The 15363-nt window shown below is 39.8% G+C and carries 21 protein-coding genes and 1 pseudogene; 20 read left to right on the top strand and 2 right to left on the bottom strand.

Features of this window, described 5'->3' with window-relative positions; all coding sequences use genetic code 11:
* Nucleotides 1-72 (bottom strand): annotated as a pseudogene (locus tag QM818_RS06900) (transposase); the annotation flags it as partial.
* An 81-nt stretch (nucleotides 73-153) separates the two neighbouring features.
* Nucleotides 154-483 (bottom strand): helicase BlpT, encoded by a 330-nt coding sequence (locus QM818_RS06895; RefSeq protein WP_261081091.1) that lies wholly within the window; start codon nucleotides 481-483, stop codon nucleotides 154-156.
* Between the two features lie 276 nt (nucleotides 484-759).
* Here QM818_RS06895 and QM818_RS06890 point away from each other — a divergent pair, with 276 nt between their 5' ends.
* The 20 genes from QM818_RS06890 (at nucleotide 760) to infB (ending at nucleotide 15183) form a co-directional block, all read left to right on the top strand.
* A complete protein-coding gene (locus tag QM818_RS06890; protein WP_261081092.1) occupies nucleotides 760-1098 on the top strand; it encodes a LytTR family DNA-binding domain-containing protein in 339 nt (112 codons plus the stop codon).
* Nucleotides 1099-1102: 4 nt separating this feature from the next.
* Nucleotides 1103-1840, top strand: a complete 738-nt coding sequence (locus QM818_RS06885; RefSeq protein ID WP_414300068.1) for a response regulator transcription factor — start codon at nucleotides 1103-1105, stop codon at nucleotides 1838-1840.
* A gap of 13 nt (nucleotides 1841-1853) precedes the next feature.
* Complete coding sequence (locus tag QM818_RS06880) at nucleotides 1854-3203, top strand: sensor histidine kinase (RefSeq protein ID WP_414300067.1); 1350 nt, start codon at nucleotides 1854-1856, stop codon at nucleotides 3201-3203.
* Nucleotides 3204-3400: 197 nt separating this feature from the next.
* Complete coding sequence (locus QM818_RS06875) at nucleotides 3401-3628, top strand: hypothetical protein (protein WP_229294554.1); 228 nt, start codon at nucleotides 3401-3403, stop codon at nucleotides 3626-3628.
* Between the two features lie 264 nt (nucleotides 3629-3892).
* A complete protein-coding gene (locus tag QM818_RS06870; RefSeq protein WP_024057404.1) occupies nucleotides 3893-4561 on the top strand; it encodes a CPBP family intramembrane glutamic endopeptidase in 669 nt (222 codons plus the stop codon).
* Nucleotides 4562-4621: 60 nt separating this feature from the next.
* Complete coding sequence (locus QM818_RS06865) at nucleotides 4622-5026, top strand: immunity protein (RefSeq protein ID WP_229294553.1); 405 nt, start codon at nucleotides 4622-4624, stop codon at nucleotides 5024-5026.
* Between the two features lie 82 nt (nucleotides 5027-5108).
* Nucleotides 5109-5492, top strand: coding sequence for an immunity protein (locus QM818_RS06860; RefSeq protein WP_229294552.1), 384 nt, complete (start codon nucleotides 5109-5111; stop codon nucleotides 5490-5492).
* 51 nt (nucleotides 5493-5543) lie between these two features.
* Nucleotides 5544-6233: a CPBP family intramembrane glutamic endopeptidase gene (locus QM818_RS06855; RefSeq protein ID WP_414300066.1), complete on the top strand. Its 690-nt coding sequence runs from the start codon at nucleotides 5544-5546 to the stop codon at nucleotides 6231-6233.
* Nucleotides 6234-6461: 228 nt separating this feature from the next.
* On the top strand, nucleotides 6462-6689 hold the full coding sequence (locus tag QM818_RS06850) for a Blp family class II bacteriocin (RefSeq protein WP_261081099.1): 228 nt from the start codon (nucleotides 6462-6464) through the stop codon (nucleotides 6687-6689).
* Between the two features lie 14 nt (nucleotides 6690-6703).
* Complete coding sequence (locus QM818_RS06845; protein ID WP_247939649.1) at nucleotides 6704-7024, top strand: role in replication; 321 nt, start codon at nucleotides 6704-6706, stop codon at nucleotides 7022-7024.
* Between the two features lie 28 nt (nucleotides 7025-7052).
* Nucleotides 7053-7457: an immunity protein gene (locus QM818_RS06840; RefSeq protein ID WP_261081100.1), complete on the top strand. Its 405-nt coding sequence runs from the start codon at nucleotides 7053-7055 to the stop codon at nucleotides 7455-7457.
* A gap of 45 nt (nucleotides 7458-7502) precedes the next feature.
* A complete protein-coding gene (gene blpZ / locus QM818_RS06835) occupies nucleotides 7503-7751 on the top strand; it encodes an immunity protein BlpZ (RefSeq protein WP_261081101.1) in 249 nt (82 codons plus the stop codon).
* 29 nt (nucleotides 7752-7780) lie between these two features.
* A complete protein-coding gene (locus tag QM818_RS06830; protein WP_261081102.1) occupies nucleotides 7781-8392 on the top strand; it encodes a CPBP family intramembrane glutamic endopeptidase in 612 nt (203 codons plus the stop codon).
* A gap of 162 nt (nucleotides 8393-8554) precedes the next feature.
* Entirely contained in the window at nucleotides 8555-9349 is a 795-nt protein-coding gene (gene ccrZ / locus QM818_RS06825) for a cell cycle regulator CcrZ (protein WP_261081103.1), read from the top strand.
* Nucleotides 9346-9981, top strand: a complete 636-nt coding sequence (gene trmB / locus QM818_RS06820) for a tRNA (guanosine(46)-N7)-methyltransferase TrmB (protein WP_001266094.1) — start codon at nucleotides 9346-9348, stop codon at nucleotides 9979-9981. The genes ccrZ and trmB overlap by 4 nt, the downstream gene beginning before the upstream one ends.
* Nucleotides 9982-10107: 126 nt before the next feature.
* Nucleotides 10108-10587, top strand: coding sequence for a ribosome maturation factor RimP (gene rimP / locus QM818_RS06815; RefSeq protein WP_080977204.1), 480 nt, complete (start codon nucleotides 10108-10110; stop codon nucleotides 10585-10587).
* A 43-nt stretch (nucleotides 10588-10630) separates the two neighbouring features.
* Complete coding sequence (nusA, locus tag QM818_RS06810; protein ID WP_000032285.1) at nucleotides 10631-11767, top strand: transcription termination factor NusA; 1137 nt, start codon at nucleotides 10631-10633, stop codon at nucleotides 11765-11767.
* A 21-nt stretch (nucleotides 11768-11788) separates the two neighbouring features.
* Nucleotides 11789-12082, top strand: a complete 294-nt coding sequence (rnpM, locus tag QM818_RS06805; protein WP_000857567.1) for an RNase P modulator RnpM — start codon at nucleotides 11789-11791, stop codon at nucleotides 12080-12082.
* Nucleotides 12075-12374: a YlxQ-related RNA-binding protein gene (locus QM818_RS06800; protein WP_001041390.1), complete on the top strand. Its 300-nt coding sequence runs from the start codon at nucleotides 12075-12077 to the stop codon at nucleotides 12372-12374. The genes rnpM and QM818_RS06800 overlap by 8 nt, the downstream gene beginning before the upstream one ends.
* Nucleotides 12375-12390: 16 nt before the next feature.
* Nucleotides 12391-15183, top strand: coding sequence for a translation initiation factor IF-2 (infB, locus tag QM818_RS06795; protein ID WP_261081104.1), 2793 nt, complete (start codon nucleotides 12391-12393; stop codon nucleotides 15181-15183).
* The last annotated feature ends 180 nt before the right edge of the window (nucleotides 15184-15363 follow it).

Below are 15363 nucleotides of genomic sequence, written 5' to 3'. Positions count from 1 at the left end.
AAGCTTCTCTAAGCTATATCCTTGTTTTCTAAGTTCATAGATCTGAACTTTATCATCATAACTCAATTTCATAATAAAACACCCCAAAAGTTAGATTTTTTCTGTCTAACTTTTGGGGTGCAGTACAAGTCTGTCTCAGCTTCTTTTTAGTTACTACAAGATAATGGTTGGTCCATAGAGGCTCAACTTGGTCTTGACTTGGTCAAAGTGGAAGCGGTCATAGGCACGCCAAGCGGCGCGAGTAGGAGCATCTGGATCAAGAGCGCTGAGTCCCATGAGAAGACTGGAAGTCTGGTAAAATTTTTCCAGTTCAATCAAGACTCGATTATCCACTGTTTCAGCCTTGGTTAGAAAACCAAGAATAGAGTTTAGTTGCTCCTGAAAGCGGACGTCGTCAGCGGTTGCCTGTTTGCATGCTTGGTAGGCTTTGTTTAAGTCAGTAATCAAAGTCTGAGCTCTTTTGATAGGGTCTGTATCTGTCATGAGAATTTCTCCTTTAATCTGGCTGCTAGTCTTGTTTCTAGCAACTGTGTTTTGATACTGTTAGTCTACCATTTTTAGAGTTTTTTTCAGCCTCAAATCTTTAATTGTACTTGAAATTTCCTGAATGGTACTGTTAAGATTTTATGATAAAATAGTTGTAAGCTCATCATGATGTTGTAGAAAAATAATCCTTTTAGGAGTTTTCAAAGACTGTTTAGGATTTGGTGGGCTTGTGTTAGATTTTTTCTGTTATCCTCTTCTTAGGAGGAGAATCCAATGAAACATATGATTATTCAGACACAGAAGACAGCCTATAAAGTAAAAGTAGACGATATCTACTATATCCAAGCACATCCAACTAAAGCCCATACTGTACAGATTGTTACAGAAGAGGCTAGTTTTAATATGGTTCAAAATTTAAGTAATCTTGAGAACCAATATGGGGAAACCTTGATGAGATGTCATCGAAATTGTTTGGTCAATCTTGATAAAGTAAAATCGATTGATTTTCAAGAAAGAATCCTTTTTCTTGGAGAAGAAGGTCAATACGCTGTCAAGTATGCCAGACGTCGCTATAGAGAAATTCGTCAAAAATGGTTGAAACAAGGAGAGTAAGAAGATGAGAATATTTGTTTTAGAAGATGATTTTTCCCAACAGGCTAGGATTGAAACGACGATTGAGAAACTCTTGAAGGAATATCATATCACTCCGAGCTCTTTTAAAGTTTTTGGTAAACCAGACCAACTGCTGGCAGAGGTGCATGAGAAGGGAGCTCATCAGCTATTCTTTTTGGATATTGAGATTCGAAATGAGGAGATGAAGGGTCTGGAAGTGGCTAGAAAGATTCGGGATCGAGACCCCTATGCCCTGATTGTCTTTGTGACGACTCACTCAGAGTTTATGCCCCTGTCCTTTCGCTACCAAGTGTCTGCTCTGGACTACATTGATAAGGCTCTTTCGGCAGAGGAGTTTGAATCTCGGATCAAGACAGCCCTCCTCTATGCCAATAGTCAAGACAGTAAAAGTCTGGCGGAAGATTGCTTTTACTTTAAATCAAAATTTGCCCAATTCCAGTATCCTTTTAAAGAGGTCTACTATCTCGAAACATCGCCCAGAGCCCATCGTGTTATTCTCTATACCAAGACGGACAGGCTGGAATTTACAGCGAGTTTAGAGGAGGTTTTCAAGCAGGAGCCCCGTCTCTTGCAGTGCCATCGCTCTTTTCTCATCAATCCTGCCAATGTGGTTCGTTTGGATAAGAAAGAAAAACTCCTTTTCTTTCCCAATGGTGGAAGTTGTCTAATCGCGCGTTATAAGGTCAGAGAAGTGTCTGAGGCTATCAATAACTTACATTGAGCTAGGAGAGTTTATGAATATTGCTTGGATATTGTTGTATTTTCTTGTTATTAATGGACTAGAAATTGTCATTTTCTTTAAGGTAGATGGAATTGGTCTCACTTTTGAGAGGATTTTTAAAGCTTTTCTTTTGAAATTTCTTCTAGGGGTCATTTTTGCGACTTTTCAATTTTTGGATGTAAGTGAATATTTGTCCTATTTTATAGAACCTTTGTTCGGTATATGTCTATCTTTCTTACTGTTAAGAGGGCTTCCTAAAAAACTCCTTTTCTTTTATGGTCTCTTTCCAATTGTATTGATGGATCTCTTTTACAGAAGTGTTTCCTATTTTGTGTTTCCGTTTTTGGGGCAAGGGATTGTAGATGGAGATGGAAATCCTCTCTTTTTGTTGATTATGCTATTCGTTTGCTTCATAGTATTAGTCTTTTTGAAATGGTTGGACTATGATTTTACTAGATTGAGAAAGGAGTTTCTCGATAAAGGTTTTCAACAGTCCCTGACTAAGATTAACTGGATAATAGGGGCTTACTTTCTAGTCATGGAAAATCTGTCTTACTTTGAATATGCATACGATATCCAATCAAAGACTGTTCGCCATCTCATCCTAGTGTTTTACCTCCTCTTTTTTATGGGGATTGTCAAGAAATTGGATACCTATTTGAAGGACAAACTCCATGAGAGATTGGACCAAGAGCAGGCCTTGCGCTACAGAGATATGGAGCGGTATAGTCGGCATATAGAGGAACTTTACAAGGAAGTCCGGAGCTTTCGCCATGACTACACTAACCTCTTAACCAGCTTACGTCTGGGCATTGAAGAGGAGGACATGGAGCAGATAAAAGAGGTCTACGACTCGGTCTTAAAGGATTCTAGTGAAAAATTGCAGGACAATAAATATGACCTAGGCAGATTGGTAAATATTCGAGACCGTGCCCTAAAAAGTCTTCTAGCTGGAAAATTTCTAAAAGCAAGAGATAAGAAGATTGTCTTTAATGTCGAAGTTCCCGAGGAGATTCAGGTCGAGGGGATGAGCCTGCTTGATTTTCTAACCATTGTGTCTATTCTTTGTGACAATGCTATTGAAGCTAGTGTAGAGGCCAGTCAACCTCATGTTTCAATCGCCTTTTTAAAAAATGGAGAACAGGAGACCTTTATCATCGAAAACTCCATCAAAGAAGAGGGAATAGATATTTCTGAAATTTTCTCCTTTGGAGCCAGTTCTAAAGGGGAGGAGAGAGGAGTTGGTCTCTATACCGTTATGAAGATTGTGGAAAGTCATCCTAATACCAGTCTAAATACCACCTGCCAAAATCAAGTCTTTCGTCAGGTTTTAACGGTTCACTCGATGTCAGTTGATGATTAGAATATCTGTGGAAAGAAGTACTGCATGTAGTCATCAATTAAAATGCTATAGTATATGAGGTATCCTATATGAGTAAGAAATCCTTTTTTATCATCTGTTCTACGTTGATTATAGCATCGAATCTTCTCATGATTTCCGTGGTGAACAAGGGAGAAGAAACGGGGAGCAACCTGTTTGTGATTGCTATAGCCTGTGTTATGTTACCATCATTCTTATATGCGGTTGAGAAACGAATGGCTTCTTTAATTCGGACAGGGTCAGTAGCTTTACTCTTATTGACAGTATTGTCCTTAGTCCGTCTTGTCAACAGAATAGAGAGGACGCCTGAAATTCTCAACATTATCATTACCCTCCTGGTTTTGGCAAGTGGAACAGCCTGTATTCTTGTTGCGATCATGAGGATATATGAGAACAGACGGAAGTAAGGGTGAATCGTTTTAGATTATTGTTAAATTCCCATAGGGCAAGTATGTTTTCATGCTTGCTTTTTTAAATTTTTTACAATTAAAGATGTTTTGATGACCATTTGTGATTTGAGTGATCCAAGAATAAAACGAGTGCTATACTAGCAGTGTAAAGATTGAAGCAGGAAGTGTGATAAAACACAAGTTAAGGAAGCGGGGGCTTCGTTCGTGGAAGTAGTAAATTAGAAAAAATATCTTATTAATGAGTTGAAAAAAGGACAAACTATGAAAAAAACGATTTCTATCTTTAAAAAAATAATTACTTGTTTTTTACTTACTTTTGCTATTCAAGTTGTACCATTAACTGTTGTGAGACGATTTTATGACGGAGTGATGGGAGATGTGTTCAGTGTTGGTGCCTTCTTTCTATCTTTCTTTATATGCTTAACCATTCTTGTATATCTTATTAAGAGATGGGGTGATGAGACTACTTTAGATTGCTTGCCAATCAAATGGGTAGAATTGAAATGGATTGTTCTTGCTTATCTGGCTAATCTGGTTTTAGTAGTTGGTTTTATATTTTTCATGACCGTTCTTGGAAAAGTCCATGATAATACAAGTTCTTTAAGCTTTTTTCAACATTTGGAAACAAGTGGTTTCTTGTACATAGTTCTATTCTGGTTGTCAACTACTTTCACTCAACCTCTTTTGGAGGAGATACTCTTTAGAGGAATCATTTTAGGAAGTTTAGAAAAATATTCTCCCATAGTTGCTATTATCTTTTCGGCTGTTCTTTTTGGATTTGCTCATGACGGAGAAATGCTCTCTCAACATCTAGTGTCAGGAATTGTATTAGGAATTCTCTATATAAAGCGGAGAAATCTATATTCCTGTGTAGTTGTACATGGTTTGATGAATGCTACTGTCACCTGTCTCTTTTTTCTGGCTACTTAGGTTTTGAACCGGTGAGTTTGTGTAGTTCTTCGTCTAATAATATATGAAAGGAGAAAAGAAATGAAAACTTTTCTTGCTAAAAAACGGAACATCTTTCTTACAAGATTGTTCCTAGGTCAGTTGCCCTTACTTGTCTCCACTTATCTATTTCTATCTCGTCAGTTTTTAAATTTTTCCTTGGTTTTCCAATTTCTTTTAGTGGTTATTAACTTAGCTTCCATTTTGGTCACTGTTTACCTCACTAGGGAGATGAAGATAAGAGAGTTTGAAGATGATGATTTGGTTAGTCCTAGAACCAATCAACTTATGTATATTGGCTTGACAGGTTTTATGTCTATTATCTGTTTGTATAGAGGTATCACAGCAGGAGAATTCTACCAACAACTAATCGCTAATATTGGTGCTATTCTATGCTTGATTATTATGCTTTTGCTCATTTGGGGTTTGAAGTATTATAAAAAGTAGCTTGCCTTCCTCTTCTGACAGAATCTTTTATTAGAAGGCTCTATTAAACTGTCCGTGAAATAAGTGAATGGAGGTATTTAAAATGAAATATAGATTATTTCTTGTTATTTTCTTGAGTAGTATTTTGAATATTCTTTTAGGGACATTTTTACAAATCTCTAATGTATCGATTGGGTGGCTTGTTCTCTACAGTGGCTTGTTTGAAGCAGGAGTTTTTCTTCTTACCAATAAAGGGTTGACGGTACAAATTAAGGAGGCAGACATTCGAAACCGTTTTAAATTTATTTTTGGAAAAACGATATGGTTTCAAATTCTTTTGCTCATCTTTTTGATGGTCAAACTTTATCTTGGTTTGGATGCGAGGTTGATTTTATTCTATGGACATATTTTCATTGTCTTTAATGCCTTAATGTATCTATTATCTAGTAGTCAGGTTAGCCTTAAAAAGAACAAACTGTCTTCTTAATCTTACAGCAGTAGAGCCTGACAAGGGGAGGTCATAGTGGAAAGGATTTTTATGAAAAAGTATCAACTTCTATTCAAAATAAGTGCAGTCTTCTCTTACTTATTTTTCGTATTTGGTCTTGCTCAGCTGACGTATATCGTCCAAAATTATTGGCAATTTTCTTCCCAGATTGGCAATTTCGTCTGGATTCAAAATATCTTGAGTTTACTATTTAGCGGAGTCATGATTTGGATTCTGGTTAAGACAGGCCATGGTTATCTCTTTCGCATTCCAAGAAAAAAATGGCTTTGGTATTCGATTTTGACAGTATTAGTGCTAGTGCTCCAGATCTCTTTTAATGTTCAGACAGCTAAACATGTTCAGTCAACTGCTGAAGGTTGGGCGGTATTGATCGGTTATAGTGGGACCAACTTTGCTGAGCTAGGTATCTATATAACCCTGTTCTTTCTGACTCCACTTATGGAAGAGCTGATTTATAGAGGATTACTTCAACACGCCTTCTTTAAACATTCGCGATTTGGCCTTGATTTGCTTCTTCCGTCAATTTTATTTGCTCTTCCTCATTTTTCAAGCCTGCCTAGTTTGTTAGATATCTTCATCTTTGCAACATCTGGCATCATCTTTGCCGGTTTGACCCGCTATACAAAGAGCATTTATCCTTCCTATACGGTGCATGTGATCAATAATATTTTCGCAACATTACCATTTTTGCTGACTTTTTTACACAGGGTATTTAGCTAAAAATAGTAGATTAAAAATAATTATCGATTTTAAGAAGTAAATAATGGAATTTAATATTATTCACTTCTTATTAGTTGATTGGGAAGATTGTACTCTTTGAGTAATTTAAGATGTTTTGATGATAATTCAAGATTTGTATGAAAAACTTTAACAAATAGTGTTATACTAAAATTGCCAATTGCAACAGGATAACAATTAAAATTAAAAATAAAAAAGGAGGTATTCGTTATGAATACAAAAACGATGTCACAATTTGAAATGATGGATACTGAGATGCTTGCGAAAGTTGAAGGAGGTTTCGGAGGTTGGGGAGATATGGTTGCTGGTTTATTGGGTGGGCTAGCACCTTCTCCAACTTTGGATCAATTAAATGGTAAGTGGCCTATTGTACATTTTTCAAAACCATGTGGTCCTTATGGTATAGGGGGAACTCCCAACTCATGTAATGGTATTTAAAAAGGATTGAAGCTATGAAGGCAAAATATGGGAATCAAATTGTTGATGTTTGGGAAATTGGTCAAGCGACTCCTAAACCAAGTTGGGTAGAGGAAGCTTTTCAAAAAAATTATATGGTTTGGTTGGATAATCATGTGCGCATTCTAATGGCAGGTCTTAACACTTCTCTTGCAACGAATATCAAGTTTGGTCTAGTTGGAACAGCTGGAGGAGGATTCGCTGGTTATGGGATGTATGTTCTTGGTTATCCAGGTGATTATATAGATATCACCAATCATAGAGTTGTTTCTGCTAAAACATTTCACAAAAGTTATCAAATTTTAGAAAATGATTAGATGTCATTTAATTGTAATGGAGAAAGCAATGAAAAAAATATTTTTTAAAAAACAGACCATCTTCCTTGCGAGATTGTTCCTAGGTCAGTTGCCCTTACTTGTTTCTACTTATCTATTTCTATCTCGTCAGTTTTTAAATTTTTCCGTAGTTCTCCAATTTCTTTTAGTGGTTATTAACTTAGCTTCCATTTTGGTCACTGTTTATCTCACTAGAGAAATGAGGATAAGAAAGTTTGAAGATGATGATTTGGTTAGTCCTAGAACCAATCAACTCATGTTCATCGGCTTGACAGGTTTTATGTCTATTATTTGTTTGTATAGAGGTGTCACAGCAGGAGAATCTTACCAACAACTAATTGCCTATATTGGCGCTATTCTCTGCTTGATTATTATGCTTCTACTCATTTGGGGCTTGAAGTATTATAAAAAGTAGGGAAGAACTTGCGACTAGTCTATAGTCTGATAAGAGGAGGTCATCATGTATAAACACTTATTTTTCCTAGATTCCAAAACTTTAGACCGGTTGACGCCCTATATTCTGGTCTTGGCTTCTAACACCATTGCCTTTAATGTTTTTGTGCTAACCTTTGTATCTGCGGTGGTCTTTAATTCCCTAAATTCCATGCTAGCTTTAATGGCTATATTATTAGGGGCTGGCTATGTGGTCGGATTTTGGTTACTCAAATGGTTTGTTTTGGAAAGACTAGATCTAAAGAATGACGTGTAGGAAGTCTGTTTGGTGAGGAGGATAGCTTTATGGCTATTTTCAATAAGTGTCATGCCTTGTTTTTGGGATTTTTAGTCTTTGCAATCGTGGGTGCAGTGGGATATTCCGTCAATCAAGGGGATTATTTTCAACACCAGTACACATTCATTATGATAAAGAGTCTCTTGCTTTTCCTTAGTTTTGGCTATGCGAAATGGTTTGACATGATTTCTTTTGGGATGTTAAGCAAGAAACAACTCATGCTGTTCATTGGAATCTTTCTTCTCACTGTGCTGGTAAATATAGGTTATCATGCCTTTTTCTCAGTTGCTTCTGGTGCTTCGGCTCAACACCTTGAGGAAACGAGTAAGGGACTTTCGCTTTCCTTTATTGTCAGTGTCACAATTTTGGGACCAATTCAGGAGGAACTCATGTTCAGAGGACTTCTTCAAGGTGCATTTTTTGACAATTCTTGGTTAGGACTTGTGTTGACTTCCTCTCTCTTTTCTTTCATGCATGTTCCTTATGATGTCCCTTCGTTTTTCTATTATCTACTTGGAGGCTTGTTGCTGGGCTTTGCCTATAAAAAGAGCCAAAATTTGTGGGTTTCTACTCTAGTCCACATGTTTTACAATGCTTGGCCACTCTTATATTATTTATAAAAATCATGAAAAGGTAAGCAGAAGACGGTGCTTACCTTTTTCAAGTTATAATGATAGCCTGAGCCGATTGAGATGCTTTTCTTTGAGAATCGGGCGTGGAGCGGTTGACGAATAGGCCAAAAACTAGTAGAATAGTAAGGAAACTTTATACGGAGGAAAGAAATGGATTTGGGTGATAATGAGCTAACACTGACTCCCATACCTGGGAAAAGTGGCAAGGCTTATATGGGTAGCTATCCTGATGGAAAGCGCATCTTTGTAAAAATGAACACCTCTCCAATCCTACCTGGTTTAGCTAGAGAACAAATTGCTCCACAATTATTATGGAGTCGCCGTTTGGCAGATGGGCGTGATATGTGTGCTCAAGAATGGTTGACAGGCAAGATATTGACCCCCTATGATATGAATCGTAAACAAATCGTCAATATTTTAACCCGTCTTCATCGCTCACGTCCGTTGATGACACAGTTGAGTCGTTTGGGATATGCCATGGAAACACCTGTAGATTTACTACAGTCTTGGCAGGAAACGGCTCCAGATGCTTTGCGTAAAAATCATTTTATCAGTGAAGTGATGGCTGATTTACGTCAGGCTATTCCAGGATTTAGAGAGGACCATGCGACCATTGTCCATGGAGATGTACGACATAGTAATTGGATTGAGACAGATAGTGGCTTGATTTATTTGGTAGATTGGGATTCGGTTCGCTTGACCGACCGCATGTTTGATGTAGCCCATATGCTCTGCCATTATATTCCAGAACATCAGTGGAAGGAATGGTTGACCTACTACGGTTACAAGTACAATCAAACGGTATTAAATAAATTGTATTGGTACGGTCAATTGTCTTATTTGAGCCAGATTTCCAAGTATTATATGAACCAAGATTTAGAAAATGTCAATCGGGAGATTCATGGCTTGCGCCACTTCCGAGACAAGTATGGAAAGAGAAGATGAGAGTTAGAAATCGTAAAGGGGCGACAGAATTACTAGAGGCAAATCCCCAGTATGTGGTCCTCAATCCCTTGGAAGCCAAGGGAAAATGGCGGGACTTGTTTGGTAATGATAATCCCATTCATGTGGAAGTTGGAAGTGGAAAGGGAGCCTTTGTTTCAGGTATGGCTAAGCAAAACCCTGACATCAACTATATCGGGATTGATATTCAAAAGTCTGTTTTGAGCTACGCTTTGGACAAGGTGCTTGAAGTTGGAGTACCGAACATTAAGCTCTTGTGGGTAGATGGTTCTGACTTGACTGACTACTTTGAAGACGGTGAGATTGATCGCTTGTATCTGAATTTTTCAGATCCATGGCCTAAAAAACGCCATGAAAAGCGTCGTTTGACCTACAAGACCTTCTTGGATACCTTCAAACGTATCTTGCCTGAAAATGGAGAAATTCATTTTAAGACGGATAACCGTGGCTTGTTTGAGTACAGCCTAGTGAGCTTTTCTCAATATGGCATGAAGCTCAATGGTGTCTGGCTAGATTTACATGCCAGTGATTTTGAAGGCAATGTCATGACAGAATACGAGCAAAAATTCTCCAACAAGGGGCAAGTTATCTATCGAGTTGAGGCAGAATTTTAAGAAATAGCCTGAAATCAGGCTGTATAAGTGCTTTTGCTTTACATAAGTTGGCAAATGTGCTATACTAAGAGTAAGAATATGAGAAAGAGAGGCGGGGAAATATCTTCGCCTCTTGCTTATGAGGAGGTGGACGCAATCGCAACAATCGTAGAATTAGTCAGAGAAGTTGTAGAACCTGTCATAGAAGCGCCTTTCGAACTCGTGGATATCGAGTATGGAAAGATTGGCAGTGACATGATTCTCAGTATTTTTGTAGATAAACCTGAAGGAATTACCTTGAACGACACGGCAGACTTGACAGAAATTATCAGTCCTGTCCTAGACACCATCAAGCCAGATCCCTTCCCAGAACAATATTTCCTAGAAATCACCAGTCCAGGCTTGGAACGTCCTTTAAAAACCAAGGATGCCGTCGCTGGAGCGGTTGGGAAATACATCCATGTCGGGCTCTACCAAGCCATCGATAAGCAAAAGGTCTTTGAAGGAACCTTGTTGGCCTTCGAAGAGGACGAGTTGATCATGGAATATATGGACAAGACGCGTAAGAAAACGGTCCAAATTCCATACAGTTTAGTATCAAAAGCACGTTTAGCAGTAAAATTATAGAAAAAGAAAGGATAGCTTTTGAGGATTCAAAAGTGAAGAAAACATGAGTAAAGAAATGCTAGAGGCCTTCCGCATTTTGGAAGAAGACAAGGGAATCAAAAAAGAAGACATCATCGACGCAGTAGTAGAGTCGCTTCGTTCCGCTTATCGCAGACGCTATGGTCAATCAGACAGCGTAGCTATTGATTTCAATGAAAAAACAGGTGATTTCACAGTCTATACTGTTCGTGAAGTTGTGGATGAAGTCTTTGATAGCCGTTTGGAAATCAGCTTGAAAGATGCTCTTGCCATTAATTCAGCCTACGAGCTTGGTGACAAGATCAAGTTTGAAGAAGCACCTGCTGAGTTTGGTCGTGTAGCAGCTCAATCTGCCAAACAAACCATCATGGAAAAAATGCGCAAGCAAACACGTGCCATCACTTACAATACTTACAAAGAGCATGAACAAGAAATTATGTCTGGTACAGTAGAACGCTTTGACAACCGCTTTATTTATGTCAACCTCGGTAGCATCGAAGCCCAATTGTCAAAACAAGACCAAATTCCTGGTGAAGTTTTTGCTTCTCATGATCGTATCGAAGTGTATGTCTACAAGGTTGAAGACAACCCTCGCGGTGTCAACGTCTTTGTTAGCCGTAGCCATCCAGAAATGATCAAACGCTTGATGGAGCAAGAAATTCCAGAAGTTTATGATGGAACTGTTGAAATCATGAGCGTGGCTCGTGAAGCTGGTGACCGTACGAAAGTTGCCGTTCGTAGCCATAATCCAAACGTAGACGCTATCGGTACAATCGTTGGACGCGGTGGAGCGAATATCAAGAAGATTACTAGCAAGTTCCACCCAGCACGTTACGATGCCAAGAGCGACCGTATGGTGCCAATCGAAGAAAACATCGACGTTATCGAGTGGGTAGCAGATCCAGCTGAATTTATCTACAATGCCATCGCTCCTGCTGAGGTTGACCAAGTTATCTTTGACGAAAACGACAGCAAACGTGCCTTGGTGGTTGTTCCTGATAACAAGCTTTCTCTTGCCATCGGTCGTCGTGGACAAAACGTTCGATTGGCAGCTCACTTGACTGGTTACCGTATCGATATCAAGTCTGCTAGCGAATTTGAAGCCATGGAAGAAGCTGGTTCGGTAGATTTGGAAGCAGAAAACGATACTGTAGAAGAATAAAAGCTGCTAGAGGAGGGAAAGATGAAAACGAGAAAAATCCCTTTGCGCAAGTCTGTTGTGTCTAACGAAGTGATTGATAAGCGTGATTTGCTCCGTATTGTCAAGAACAAGGAAGGACAAGTCTTTATCGATCCGACAGGCAAGGCCAACGGACGTGGTGCTTATATCAAGCTAGACAATAAAGAAGCCTTAGAGGCTAAAAAGAAGAAGGTCTTTAACCGCAGCTTTGACATGGAAGTGGAAGAAAGCTTTTATGACGAGTTGATCGCTTATGTGGATCACAAAGTGAAAAGAAGAGAGTTAGGACTTGAATAAGCAAAAGATAAGCAATCTCTTGGGACTCGCTCAGAGAGCAGGGCGTATCATATCGGGTGAAGAATTGGTCGTTAAAGCCATTCAAGACGGCAAGGCTAAGTTGGTCTTTCTAGCCCATGATGCTGGACCCAATCTAACCAAGAAGATTCAAGATAAAAGTCATTATTATCAAGTAGAAATTGTAACCGTGTTTTCAACACTGGAATTAAGCATAGCAGTCGGGAAATCGAGAAAGGTTTTGGCTGTAACAGATGCTGGATTTACAAAGAAAATGAGGTCTCTTATGGAATAGAAGAGGAGGACATGATTTGTCTAAGAAAAGATTGTACGAAATCGCAAAAGAACTTGGAAAAGAAAGTAAAGAAGTTGTAGCGCGTGCAAAAGAGTTGGGCTTGGATGTGAAAAGCCACTCATCAAGTGTGGAAGAAGCTGTCGCTGCAAAAATAGCTGCCAGCTTTAAGCCTGCAGTTGCTCCGAAAGCAGAATCAAAACCTGCAGCACCAAAAGTAAGTGCAGAAAAGAAAGTAGAAAAATCTGAGCCAGCTAAACCAGCTGTAGCCAAGGAAGAGGCAAAAGCGGCTGAGCCAGTTGCTCCTAAAACAGAAAAAGTAGCAGCTAAACCACAAAGCCGTAATTTCAAGGCTGAACGTGAAGCTCGTGCCAAAGAACAGGCAGAACGACGCAAGCAAAATAAGGGCAATAACCGTGACCAACAACAAAATGGGAACCGTCAGAAAAATGACGGCCGTAATGGTGGAAAACAAGGTCAAGGCAACCGCGACAATCGTCGATTTAATGACCAAGCTAAGAAACAGCAAGGTCAGCAAAATCGTGGCAACGAGCGCCGTCAGCAAGAGGACAAACGTCCAAATCAAGCGGCTCCACGCATTGACTTTAAGGCCCGTGCGGCAGCATTGAAAGCAGAGCAAAACGCAGAGTACGCTCGTTCAAGCGAGGAACGTTTCAAGCAGACTCAGGCTGCCAAAGAAGCCTTGGCTCAAGCTAACAAACGCAAGGAGCCAGAGGAAATCTTTGAAGAAGCTGCTAAGTTAGCTGAACAAGCGCAACAAGTTCAAGCAGTGGTTGAAACAGCTCCTGTGAAAAAAGAAGTTGCAGTGGATACACGTCGTAAAAAACAAGCCCGACCAGACAAAGAACGCGACGATTACGATCGCGAAGAAGATGGTCCTAGAAAACAACAAAAGAATCGAAGTAGTCAAAATCAAGTGAGAAATCAAAGAAATAGTAACTGGAATAACAACAAGAAGAACAAAAAAGGCAATAACAAGAACAATCGTAATCAGGCTCCAAAACCTGTTACAGAACGTAAATTCCATGAATTGCCAACAGAATTTGAATATACAGATGGTATGACCGTTGCGGAAATCGCAAAACGTATCAAACGTGAACCAGCTGAAATCGTTAAGAAACTTTTCATGATGGGTGTCATGGCCACACAAAACCAATCCTTGGATGGGGAAACAATCGAACTCCTCATGGTGGATTATGGTATCGAAGCCAAACAAAAGGTTGAAGTGGATAATGCTGATATCGAACGTTTCTTTGTCGAAGATGGTTATCTCAATGAAGATGAATTGGTTGAGCGTCCACCAGTTGTAACCATCATGGGACACGTTGACCACGGTAAAACAACCCTCCTAGATACTCTTCGTAACTCTCGTGTTGCGACAGGTGAAGCAGGAGGTATCACTCAGCATATCGGTGCCTACCAAATTGTTGAAAATGGCAAGAAGATTACCTTCCTTGATACACCAGGACACGCGGCCTTTACATCTATGCGTGCGCGTGGTGCATCTGTTACCGATATTACCATCTTGGTTGTAGCGGCAGATGACGGGGTTATGCCTCAGACTATCGAAGCCATCAACCACTCAAAAGCGGCCAACGTTCCAATTATCGTAGCTATCAACAAGATTGATAAACCAGGTGCCAACCCAGAACGCGTTATCGGTGAATTGGCAGAGCATGGAGTTATGTCAACTGCTTGGGGTGGAGATTCTGAATTTGTTGAAATCTCAGCTAAATTCAATCAAAACATTGAAGAATTGTTGGAAACAGTCCTTCTTGTGGCTGAAATCCAAGAACTCAAGGCAGACCCAACAGTGCGTGCTATCGGTACAGTTATCGAAGCGCGCTTGGATAAAGGAAAAGGTGCGGTCGCAACCCTTCTTGTTCAACAAGGTACCTTGAATGTTCAAGACCCAATCGTTGTCGGAAATACCTTCGGTCGTGTCCGTGCTATGACCAACGACCTTGGTCGTCGTGTTAAGGTTGCTGGACCATCAACACCAGTGTCAATCACAGGTTTGAACGAAGCGCCAATGGCGGGTGACCACTTTGCCGTTTACGAAGATGAAAAATCTGCGCGTGCAGCAGGTGAAGAACGTGCCAAACGTGCCCTTATGAAACAACGTCAAGCTACCCAACGTGTCAGCCTTGAAAACCTCTTTGATACCCTTAAAGCTGGTGAACTCAAGTCAGTTAACGTTATCATCAAGGCCGATGTACAAGGTTCTGTTGAAGCCCTTTCTGCCTCACTTCAAAAGATCGACGTGGAAGGTGTTAAAGTTACTATCGTCCACTCAGCGGTCGGTGCCATCAACGAATCAGACGTTACCCTTGCTGAAGCTTCAAATGCCTTTATCGTTGGTTTCAATGTACGCCCTACACCACAAGCTCGTCAACAAGCAGAAGCTGACGATGTGGAAATCCGTCTCCACAGCATTATCTACAAGGTTATCGAAGAGATGGAAGAAGCCATGAAAGGGATGCTTGATCCAGAATTCGAAGAAAAAGTTATCGGTGAAGCAGTTATCCGTGAAACCTTCAAGGTGTCTAAAGTGGGAACTATCGGTGGATTCATGGTTATCAACGGTAAAGTTACCCGTGACTCTAAAGTACGTGTTATTCGTGATGGTGTCGTTATCTATGACGGTGAACTCGCAAGCTTGAAACACTACAAAGACGACGTTAAAGAAGTTACAAACGGACGTGAAGGTGGTTTGATGATTGATGGTTACAATGATATCAAGATGGATGATGTGATTGAGGCTTATGTCATGGAAGAAATCAAGAGATAAGATTTTTTGCTCCTTTCTTAGGTGGTGAGGGACGCAAGCAAATCGATGGTTTCATTGCTTATTTTTGAGCCTAGGGTCTCAAAAATCCCCTGTGATGGGACTGATAAATCAGTTCCATCACTTTCACCACAGCGAAAGAAGCAGATGATTTCAAATTGAACTTTGTTTCAATTTGAAATA

This window comes from Streptococcus mitis (assembly GCF_047464035.1).
Classification (GTDB): Bacteria; Bacillota; Bacilli; order Lactobacillales; family Streptococcaceae; genus Streptococcus; species Streptococcus mitis_DX.
Note: the sequence above shows the minus strand (reverse complement) of the source record. Positions and strands in the feature narration are given on the sequence as shown.

What these genes read in the sequence shown, in the direction of transcription:
- QM818_RS06850 (WP_261081099.1), top strand. Translation starts at nt 6,462, where the DNA reads ATGAATACAAAAACGATGTCACAATTTGAAATGATGGATACTGAGATG.
- QM818_RS06880 (WP_414300067.1), top strand. Translation starts at nt 1,854, where the DNA reads ATGAATATTGCTTGGATATTGTTGTATTTTCTTGTTATTAATGGACTA.
- QM818_RS06870 (WP_024057404.1), top strand. Translation starts at nt 3,893, where the DNA reads ATGAAAAAAACGATTTCTATCTTTAAAAAAATAATTACTTGTTTTTTA.
- QM818_RS06855 (WP_414300066.1), top strand. Translation starts at nt 5,544, where the DNA reads ATGAAAAAGTATCAACTTCTATTCAAAATAAGTGCAGTCTTCTCTTAC.
- QM818_RS06840 (WP_261081100.1), top strand. Translation starts at nt 7,053, where the DNA reads ATGAAAAAAATATTTTTTAAAAAACAGACCATCTTCCTTGCGAGATTG.
- rnpM (WP_000857567.1), top strand. Translation starts at nt 11,789, where the DNA reads ATGAAAACGAGAAAAATCCCTTTGCGCAAGTCTGTTGTGTCTAACGAA.
- QM818_RS06830 (WP_261081102.1), top strand. Translation starts at nt 7,781, where the DNA reads ATGGCTATTTTCAATAAGTGTCATGCCTTGTTTTTGGGATTTTTAGTC.
- blpZ (WP_261081101.1), top strand. Translation starts at nt 7,503, where the DNA reads ATGTATAAACACTTATTTTTCCTAGATTCCAAAACTTTAGACCGGTTG.
- QM818_RS06865 (WP_229294553.1), top strand. Translation starts at nt 4,622, where the DNA reads ATGAAAACTTTTCTTGCTAAAAAACGGAACATCTTTCTTACAAGATTG.
- QM818_RS06860 (WP_229294552.1), top strand. Translation starts at nt 5,109, where the DNA reads ATGAAATATAGATTATTTCTTGTTATTTTCTTGAGTAGTATTTTGAAT.
- QM818_RS06845 (WP_247939649.1), top strand. Translation starts at nt 6,704, where the DNA reads ATGAAGGCAAAATATGGGAATCAAATTGTTGATGTTTGGGAAATTGGT.
- QM818_RS06895 (WP_261081091.1), bottom strand. Translation starts at nt 483, where the DNA reads ATGACAGATACAGACCCTATCAAAAGAGCTCAGACTTTGATTACTGAC.
- QM818_RS06885 (WP_414300068.1), top strand. Translation starts at nt 1,103, where the DNA reads ATGAGAATATTTGTTTTAGAAGATGATTTTTCCCAACAGGCTAGGATT.
- QM818_RS06875 (WP_229294554.1), top strand. Translation starts at nt 3,401, where the DNA reads ATGTTACCATCATTCTTATATGCGGTTGAGAAACGAATGGCTTCTTTA.
- ccrZ (WP_261081103.1), top strand. Translation starts at nt 8,555, where the DNA reads ATGGATTTGGGTGATAATGAGCTAACACTGACTCCCATACCTGGGAAA.
- QM818_RS06890 (WP_261081092.1), top strand. Translation starts at nt 760, where the DNA reads ATGAAACATATGATTATTCAGACACAGAAGACAGCCTATAAAGTAAAA.
- trmB (WP_001266094.1), top strand. Translation starts at nt 9,346, where the DNA reads ATGAGAGTTAGAAATCGTAAAGGGGCGACAGAATTACTAGAGGCAAAT.
- nusA (WP_000032285.1), top strand. Translation starts at nt 10,631, where the DNA reads ATGAGTAAAGAAATGCTAGAGGCCTTCCGCATTTTGGAAGAAGACAAG.